Source organism: Massilia sp. CT11-108, assembly GCF_047302915.1.
Taxonomy (GTDB): domain Bacteria; phylum Pseudomonadota; class Gammaproteobacteria; order Burkholderiales; family Burkholderiaceae_D; genus Telluria; species Telluria orientalis.
In genome coordinates, this window is record NZ_JBKYMO010000394.1 from 1 (window position 1) to 5,281 (window position 5,281).

The window sequence follows — 5,281 nt, forward strand, 5'->3', positions numbered from 1 at the left end:
CGGGGTGAGAGGATTCGAACCTCCGGCCTCTACGTCCCGAACGTAGCGCTCTACCGGGCTAAGCTACACCCCGACTGTTTGAGACTTCGTCACCGAAATCTCGGGAAGGCATTACTATAGTTGCCTCAGTGGTTCCTGTCAACAGCGAAGGAGCATAACTGCAGGAGGCTGTCCTTGTATTCGCTCGGCGGCAGGTCGGCGATCGCGGCGGCGGCGCGGCGTGCCGCGGTCTCCGCTTCGCGGCGCGTGAAGTCCAGCGCACCGCTGCTCGTGACGGCCGCCAGCACCGCGTCGAAATGCGTTTCGTCGCCTTGTTCGATGCAGGTGCGGATCAGTTCGCGCTGCTCGGCCGTGCCGTTTTCCATCACGTAGATCAGCGGCAACGTGGGCTTGCCTTCGCGCAGGTCGTCGCCCACGTTCTTGCCGATTTCCGCGGCGTCGCCCGCGTAGTCGAGCACGTCGTCGATCAGCTGGAACGCGGTGCCCAGCGAGCGGCCGTATTCGCCGGCCGCTTCGATCTGCGCGTCGTTCGCGCCGGCGACGAGGGCGCCCAGTTGCGCGGCCGCTTCGAACAGTTTCGCCGTCTTCGAACGGATCACGCGCAGATAGCTTTCCTGCGTGACGTCCGGATCGTGCATGTTCAGCAGCTGCAGCACTTCGCCTTCCGCGATGACGGTGGTGGCACGCGACAGGATCTCCATGACGCGCATGTTGTCCAGGCCCGTCATCATCTCGAACGAGCGCGAGTACAGGTAGTCGCCGACCAGCACCGACGCGGCGTTGCCGAACATGGCGTTCGCGGTCTGGCGGCCGCGGCGCATCGAGGATTCGTCGACGACGTCGTCGTGCAGCAGGGTGGCGGTGTGGATGAATTCCACGACGGCCGCCAGCTCATGGTGGCCGGCACCCTTGTAGCCGTAGGCGTTCGCCAGCAGCAGCACCAGCACGGGGCGGATCCGCTTGCCGCCGGCACTGATGATGTACTCGGCGATCTGGTTCACCAGCGCGACTTCGGACTGCAACCGCGCGCGGATCACCGTGTTGACGGCCTCCATGTCTGCTGCGATCGTGCGGGTGATGGGGTTCTGTTGTGCGGTTTGGGTGGCGGCGGACAAGGCGGACCTGCTGACGTTGGATGCGGATAGGTTTTGTTGAGTCGCGATTATACGACATGCAAGGAAAAGGCGCCCTTTTTCCCAGTGGCGCCAGAGGGGCTGCCGCGCCACCACAACCGTTTTGACGCTGCGCACCATTCCATGTATAATCCTCTGTTCCCCGAATCCCCGGCTGTTTACCTCGCCAAGACGAGGGGAATATTTCTTAACAATCAATGAGGTTTCAAATCATGTACGCGGTCATAAAAACCGGTGGCAAGCAATACAAAGTTGTCGCTGGCGAAAAACTCAAAGTAGAACAGATACCGGCAGACATTGGTTCCGAACTCACTATCGATCAGGTTCTCGCCGTCGGCGAGGGCGAGAGCATCAAGTTTGGTGCTCCGCTGGTGGAAGGTGCTTCGGTTCGCGTGACTGTTGTTTCGCATGGTCGTCACGACAAAGTGCGTATCTTCAAGATGCGTCGTCGTAAGCACTACCAGAAGCGTCAGGGCCACCGCCAGAACTACACCGAAATCCAAGTGGTTGCGATCAACGGCTAATCGCCGCGCGTACCTTCTTCAGCTAATCAAGGAGCATTTGAAATGGCACACAAAAAAGGCGGCGGCACTACGCGAAACGGCCGTGACTCAGAAAGCAAACGCCTCGGCGTGAAAGTCTACGGCGGCCAGGCGATCAACGCCGGCGGCATCATCGTGCGTCAGCGCGGTACCCAGGTTCGTCCGGGCACCAACGTTGGCCTGGGCAAGGATCACACCCTGTTCGCCCTGGTCGATGGCACGGTCAAGTTCGTCAAGCAAGGCGTCGGTTCGAAGCAGTTCGTGACCGTCGTGGCTGCTGAAGCAGTTGCTGCTTAATTGCGGCGCAGCGGGGCAGGCCGAGTAAAGGCGTGCCCCGCCCGGTAAGGCGTCAAGCCTTGCAATCGATAGGCTCTGCCCTCCGGTAGGGCCTTTTTAATTTTCGGCGTTGTCACCGTTAAGTGCGGAACGTTCCGCGGCCGTTCGTCTATCATGGACGCCTGGTCCGCTTTTAACAGTGACACAGCCTTTCGTTTTGGTGGTCTCATCATGAAGTTTATCGACGAAGCACGCATCGAAGTCATCGCCGGCGACGGCGGCAACGGCTGCGCCTCGTTCCGACGCGAGAAATTCCGCCCGTTCGGCGGTCCGGACGGCGGCGACGGCGGCCGCGGCGGCTCGATCTGGGCGGTCGCCGACCGCAACGTCAACACGCTGGTCGACTTCCGCTTTTCCAAGGTCCACACGGCGCGCAACGGCGAGCCGGGCCGCGGTTCCGATTGCTACGGCAAGGGCGCCGAGGACGTCTACCTGCGCATGCCGGTCGGCACGCTGATCATCGACGACGTCACCGGCGAGATCATCGCCGACCTGACGGAGCACGAACAGACCGAGCTGCTGGCCAAGGGCGGCGAGGGCGGCTGGGGCAACATCCACTTCAAGACGTCGACCAACCGCGCGCCGCGCCAGAAGACGGACGGCAAGGACGGCGAGCGCCGCGAGCTGCGCCTCGAACTGAAGGTGCTGGCCGACGTGGGCCTGCTCGGCATGCCGAACGCGGGTAAATCGACGTTCATCACGGCCGTGTCGAACGCGCGCCCGAAGATCGCGGACTATCCGTTCACCACGCTGCATCCGAACCTCGGCGTCGTGCGCGTGTCGCATGCGAAGAGCTTCGTCATCGCCGACATCCCGGGCCTGATCGAAGGCGCGGCGGAAGGCGCCGGCCTCGGTCACCAGTTCCTGCGCCACCTGAGCCGCACGGGCCTGCTGCTGCACATCGTCGACCTCGCCCCGATGGACGGCAAGACCGATCCGGTCAAGGAAGCCAAGGCGCTCGTGAAGGAACTCGAGAAGTACGACGAGGAACTGCTCAACAAGCCGCGCTGGCTCGTGCTGAACAAACTGGACGTCGTGCCGGAAGAAGAACGCAAGAAGGTCGTCAAGGACTTCGTCAAGCGCATGGGGTTCAAGGGCCCCGTGTTCGAGATCTCGGCGCTGAACCGCGAAGGCTGCGAAGACCTCGTGCACGCGATCTACAAGTATCTCGAAGAGACGCGCCACAGCGCGCAGCGCTCGGAAGAGACGCAGATGACCGAGGAAGCGCGCGGCATTTCGTCGATCGATCCGGACGATCCGCGCTTCAAGATCCTCGAAGATTAAGTCGTTGGCAGTCACCTTCGCCCCGACCGCAAGCAGCACCTGGCGCGCGCGCCTGCGCGGCCAGCTGCTGTCGGTCGCGGCGTCCGCGCATTCGCTGGCCGCGCTCGCGGCCCTGCTGGATCCGGACCGCGTGGCGGATGCGATGGGACTGTTCCCCGTGGGCGTGAATGGCTACAGCCAGTTCTTCGCCCTCTACGTCGGAGTGCGCCTCGCCACCGCGGGGCTGGCTCTGCTGGCGGCCAGGCAGGGCGACCAGCCCATCCTCGGCGACCTCGCAGCATTGTTCATCCTGGCGCAGCCGGTCGGCCGTCTCGTCGCGGCCTTCGCGATCGGCCTGCCCCAGGGCTTATTGTTCGTCGTCAGCGGGATCGAGCTGGCGGTCGGCCTGGCGCTGATCGGCCTGCGCCCGCAAGGACGCTTCCTGTCAATTCGACCGTCGCCATGAAATCCGTCCTCCAGTCTTCCAGCCGCATCATCGTCAAAGTCGGCTCCTCGCTCGTCACCAACGAAGGCCGCGGCCTCGATCACGAAGCGATCGCGCGCTGGGCCGCGCAGATCTCGTCGCTCCGTTCGCTCGGCAAGGAAGTCGTCCTCGTGTCCTCGGGCGCCATCGCCGAAGGCATGCTGCGCCTGGGCTTCACGTCGCGCCCGACCGACATCCACGAGCTGCAGGCCTGCGCCGCGTGCGGCCAGATGGGCCTCGCGCAAATCTACGAGACGAGCTTCCGCAGCCACGGCGTGAAGACGGCGCAGGTGCTGCTCACGCACGCCGACCTCGCGGACCGCGAACGCTACCTGAACGCGCGCTCCACGCTGACCACCCTGCTGGGGCTGGGCGTCGTCCCGATCATCAACGAGAACGACACCGTCGTCACGGACGAGATCAAGTTCGGCGACAACGACACGCTGGGCGCGCTCGTCGCCAACCTGATCGAGGCGGATGCCCTCGTGATCCTGACCGACCAGAAGGGCCTGTACTCGGCCGACCCGCGCAAGGATCCGTCCGCGCGTTTGATCGAAGAAGCGCAGGCGGGCGACACGTCGCTGGAAGCGATGGCCGGCGGCGCCGGCAGCAGCATCGGCCGCGGCGGCATGCTGACGAAGGTGTTGGCCGCCAAGCGCGCCGCCCGTTCCGGTGCGCACACGGTGATCGCGTGGGGCCGCGAAGACAACGTCCTGACGCGCCTCGCGCACGGCGACGCGATCGGCACGCAGCTGACGGCACCGACCGCGCGCCTGACCGCGCGCCGCCAGTGGATGATCGACCACCTGCACACGGCCGGCCAGCTCGTGCTGGACGCGGGCGCGGTGCAGAAGCTCGTGAAGGAAGGGAAGTCGCTGCTGCCGATCGGCGTGACGGCCGTGCGGGGCGAATTCGGCCGCGGCGCCCTCGTGGGCTGCGTGGACGCAGCGGGCACCGAGATCGCGCGCGGCCTCACCAACTACACGAGCGGCGAAGTCAAACGCATCATGCGTCACTCGTCCGGCGAGATCGAGGGCATCCTCGGCTACGTCGAGGCGCCCGAGCTGGTGCACCGCGACAATCTGGTCCTGATCTGATTCTCTCCGGGCCGGCGCGTAGAGTGGGCACCCCGTGCCCACGCGTGACGTTTGCGGTTTGTTGGCGTTACGCGTGGGCGGAGGGCCGCCCACCCTACCAGACCATCCACAGCAGGTATACGCCGCCGATCGCGCAGGCCGTGTAAGCGCGAAGCATCATGTGATCTTCCTTTCAAGCTGGATCGTGGCACACCACGCACAGCTTGTTGCCGTCGGGGTCGCGCACGTAGGCCCCGTAATAGTGCTCGTGGTAGTCGGGGCGCAGGCCCGGCGCACCGTCGCCGCGGCCGCCGTGCGCCAGCGCGATCTCGTAAGCCGCATCGACGGCCGCGCGGTCGGGCGCGAGCAGGGCCGTCCAGTCTATTATAAACAAAAACGACCCCACCAAACGGAGCAAAAAATGGGTTTGCGGGGTTGGGTTGAAAA

The 5,281-nt window shown here is 64.6% G+C and carries 7 protein-coding genes and 1 tRNA gene; 5 read left to right on the top strand and 3 right to left on the bottom strand.

From position 1 onward, the window contains the following. Nucleotides 1-73 (bottom strand) — tRNA-Pro (locus ACEN88_RS23755). Between the two features lie 52 nt (nt 74-125). Continuing rightward, nucleotides 126-1,115, bottom strand: coding sequence for an octaprenyl diphosphate synthase (gene ispB / locus ACEN88_RS23760; protein WP_413343617.1), 990 nt, complete (start codon nt 1,113-1,115; stop codon nt 126-128). A 230-nt stretch (nt 1,116-1,345) separates the two neighbouring features. On the opposite strand from ispB, the gene rplU reads away from it, so the two are divergent. From rplU to proB, 5 genes are all read left to right on the top strand, one after another. Further along, on the top strand, nt 1,346-1,657 hold the full coding sequence (gene rplU / locus ACEN88_RS23765) for a 50S ribosomal protein L21 (protein ID WP_036230184.1): 312 nt from the start codon (nt 1,346-1,348) through the stop codon (nt 1,655-1,657). Between the two features lie 42 nt (nt 1,658-1,699). Next, nucleotides 1,700-1,972, top strand: coding sequence for a 50S ribosomal protein L27 (gene rpmA / locus ACEN88_RS23770; protein ID WP_056123130.1), 273 nt, complete (start codon nt 1,700-1,702; stop codon nt 1,970-1,972). Between the two features lie 210 nt (nt 1,973-2,182). Then, nucleotides 2,183-3,295, top strand: coding sequence for an Obg family GTPase CgtA (gene cgtA / locus ACEN88_RS23775; protein ID WP_413343620.1), 1,113 nt, complete (start codon nt 2,183-2,185; stop codon nt 3,293-3,295). A 4-nt stretch (nt 3,296-3,299) separates the two neighbouring features. Then, nucleotides 3,300-3,740: a hypothetical protein gene (locus tag ACEN88_RS23780; protein ID WP_413343621.1), complete on the top strand. Its 441-nt coding sequence runs from the start codon at nt 3,300-3,302 to the stop codon at nt 3,738-3,740. Further along, entirely contained in the window at nt 3,737-4,855 is a 1,119-nt protein-coding gene (gene proB, locus ACEN88_RS23785; protein WP_413343623.1) for a glutamate 5-kinase, read from the top strand. Before ACEN88_RS23780 ends, proB begins: the two co-directional genes overlap by 4 nt. Nucleotides 4,856-5,027: 172 nt before the next feature. Here proB and ACEN88_RS23790 read toward each other — a convergent pair. After that, a partial coding sequence (locus ACEN88_RS23790) for a VOC family protein (RefSeq protein ID WP_413343625.1) occupies nt 5,028-5,281 on the bottom strand: 254 nt, incomplete at its 5' end.